The sequence below is a fragment of the Oleiphilus sp. HI0066 genome (assembly GCF_001635725.1).
Map to the genome: position 1 here is coordinate 1 of NZ_LWFH01000814.1, position 3,390 is coordinate 3,390.

Genomic DNA, 3,390 nt, shown 5'->3' on the forward strand with positions numbered 1-3,390 from the left:
TGGCGACACAACCCGAACACCAGAGGTTCGTCCACTCCGGTCCTCTCGTACTAGGAGCAGCTCTTCTCAATTTTCCAACGTCCACGGCAGATAGGGACCGAACTGTCTCACGACGTTCTAAACCCAGCTCGCGTACCACTTTAAATGGCGAACAGCCATACCCTTGGGACCGGCTTCAGCCCCAGGATGTGATGAGCCGACATCGAGGTGCCAAACACCGCCGTCGATGTGAACTCTTGGGCGGTATCAGCCTGTTATCCCCGGAGTACCTTTTATCCGTTGAGCGATGGCCCTTCCATACAGAACCACCGGATCACTATGACCTACTTTCGTACCTGCTCGACGTGTCTGTCTCGCAGTTAAGCGCGCTTATGCCATTACACTAACCGCATGATGTCCGACCATGCTTAGCGCACCTTCGTGCTCCTCCGTTACTCTTTGGGAGGAGACCGCCCCAGTCAAACTACCCACCACACAGTGTCCTCGATCCCGATAAGGGACCAGAGTTAGAACCTCAAACATACCAGGGTGGTATTTCAAGGATGGCTCCACACACACTGGCGTGCATGTTTCAAAGCCTCCCACCTATCCTACACAAATAGGCTCAAAGTTCACTGTGAAGCTGTAGTAAAGGTTCACGGGGTCTTTCCGTCTAGCCGCGGATACGCTGCATCTTAACAGCGATTTCAATTTCACTGAGTCTCGGGTGGAGACAGCTTAGCCATCGTTACACCATTCGTGCAGGTCGGAACTTACCCGACAAGGAATTTCGCTACCTTAGGACCGTTATAGTTACGGCCGCCGTTTACCGGGGCTTCGATCAAGAGCTTCGCATACGCTAACCCCATCAATTAACCTTCCGGCACCGGGCAGGTGTCACACCCTATACGTCCTCTTTCGAGTTTGCAGAGTGCTGTGTTTTTAATAAACAGTCGCAGCTAACTGGTATCTTCGACTGCCGCTAGCTTAGGGAGCAAGTCCCATCACCGGCAGCAGCGTACCTTCTCCCGAAGTTACGGTACCATTTTGCCTAGTTCCTTCACCCGAGTTCTCTCAAGCGCCTTGGTATTCTCTACCTGACCACCTGTGTCGGTTTGGGGTACGGTTCCTTTATATCTGAAGCTTAGAAGTTTTTCCTGGAAGCAGAGCATCAACCACTTCAATCCCGTAGGATCTCGTCATCAGTTCTCAGCCTTAGGGACCCGGATTTGCCTAAGTCCCCAGCCTACAACCTTAAACATGGACAACCATCGCCATGCTGGCCTAGCTTTCTCCGTCTCTCCATCGCAATATAAAGAAGTACAGGAATATTAACCTGTTTCCCATCGACTACGCTTCTCAGCCTCGCCTTAGGGGCCGACTCACCCTGCGCCGATTAGCGTTGCGCAGGAACCCTTGGTCTTCCGGCGGGGAGGTTTTTCACCCCCCTTATCGTTACTCATGTCAGCATTCGCACTTCTGATACCTCCAGCAAACCTCTCGATTCACCTTCAACAGCGTACAGAACGCTCCTCTACCATATAGATAAATCTATATCCGCAGCTTCGGTTCATAGTTTGAGCCCCGTTAAATCTTCCGCGCAGGCCGACTCGACTAGTGAGCTATTACGCTTTCTTTAAAGGGTGGCTGCTTCTAAGCCAACCTCCTAGCTGTCTAAGCCTTCCCACATCGTTTCCCACTTAACTATGAATTTGGGACCTTAGCTGGCGGTCTGGGTTGTTGCCCTCTCCACGACGGACGTTAGCACCCGCCGTGTGTCTCCCGTGCTCGCACTCCTAGGTATTCGGAGTTTGCATGGGGTTGGTAAGTCGGGATGACCCCCTAGCCCAAACAGTGCTCTACCCCCTAGGGTGATACACGAGGCGCTACCTAAATAGCTTTCGAGGAGAACCAGCTATCTCCGAGTTTGATTAGCCTTTCACTCCTATCCACAAGTCATCCCCTGGCTTTTCAACGACAGTGGGTTCGGTCCTCCAGTCAGTGTTACCTAACCTTCAACCTGCTCATGGATAGATCACTCGGTTTCGGGTCTAATCCTAGCAACTGTGCGCCCTATTAAGACTCGGTTTCCCTACGGCTCCCCTATACGGTTAACCTTGCTACTAAAATTAAGTCGCTGACCCATTATACAAAAGGTACGCAGTCACAGAACAAGTCTGCTCCCACTGCTTGTACGCATACGGTTTCAGGATCTATTTCACTCCCCTCACAGGGGTTCTTTTCGCCTTTCCCTCACGGTACTGGTTCACTATCGGTCAGTCAGGAGTATTTAGCCTTGGAGGATGGTCCCCCCATCTTCAGACAAGATAACACGTGTCCCGTCCTACTTAATATGTAACTAAAGCTGCTTCGTGTACGGGGCTATCACCCTCTATCGCCACACTTTCCAGAGTGTTCCACTACAACTTTAATTATCGGCTGTTCCCCGTTCGCTCGCCGCTACTAAGGGAATCTCGGTTGATTTCTTTTCCTCCGGGTACTTAGATGTTTCAGTTCTCCGGGTTCGCTTCTTACACCTATGTATTCAGTGCAAGATAACCGTCTTATGACGGTTGGGTTTCCCCATTCGGAAATCGTTGGATCAAAGCTCGTTTACCAGCTCCCCAACGCTTATCGCAGGTTTCTACGTCCTTCATCGCCTCTGACTGCCAAGGCATCCACCGTATGCGCTTAGTCGCTTGACTATATAACCCAAAGAGTCCTCCAGGACGACCTTTTACCATCCCAGTCTTTGTGTCATACACGACCAATCGTAACGTTTCGCCGAATAACGCTTGATATGAATCTCATTTCTTACATTATCCGAGTTAAATGTTTTGCCGCTGATATATGGCAAAACAAATAACCTTAGCAATGTTATTAATAGTCATCACAACTACTAACAACGTTTCTACTATCACATTCCAAATTGTTAAAGAACATTCTGATTCTCTGATCAGAACTAAAAACACTCAAAGCAACGCTTTGAATATCTTTAGTTATGAACAGAAATTGGTGGAGCTAAGCAGGATCGAACTGCTGACCTCCTGCGTGCAAGGCAGGCGCTCTCCCAGCTGAGCTATAGCCCCATCTCTGGACTCGGCCTTCTGATAATTGGTAGGCCTGGGCAGACTTGAACTGCCGACCTCACCCTTATCAGGGGTGCGCTCTAACCACCTGAGCTACAGGCCTATTGTTCTTTAAATCTCAACCAAGCAATTCGTGTGAACTCTGACCGAAACGTGCACGTTTCGTTTAAGGAGGTGATCCAGCCCCAGGTTCCCCTAGGGCTACCTTGTTACGACTTCACCCCAGTCATGAACCACACCGTGGTAATCGTCCCCCCGAAGGTTAGACTAACTACTTCTGGTGCAATCCACTCCCATGGTGTGACGGGCGGTGTGTACAAGG

At 50.3% G+C, this 3,390-nt stretch carries 2 tRNA genes and 2 rRNA genes; all 4 read right to left on the reverse strand.

From position 1 onward, the window contains the following. A 23S ribosomal RNA gene (locus A3738_RS09660) occupies nt 1–2,684 on the reverse strand; the annotation flags it as partial. 308 nt (nt 2,685–2,992) lie between these two features. Beyond that, a tRNA-Ala gene (locus A3738_RS09665) sits at nt 2,993–3,068 on the reverse strand. Between the two features lie 26 nt (nt 3,069–3,094). Beyond that, nucleotides 3,095–3,171 (reverse strand) — tRNA-Ile (locus A3738_RS09670). 64 nt (nt 3,172–3,235) lie between these two features. After that, nucleotides 3,236–3,390 (reverse strand): 16S ribosomal RNA (locus A3738_RS09675); the annotation flags it as partial.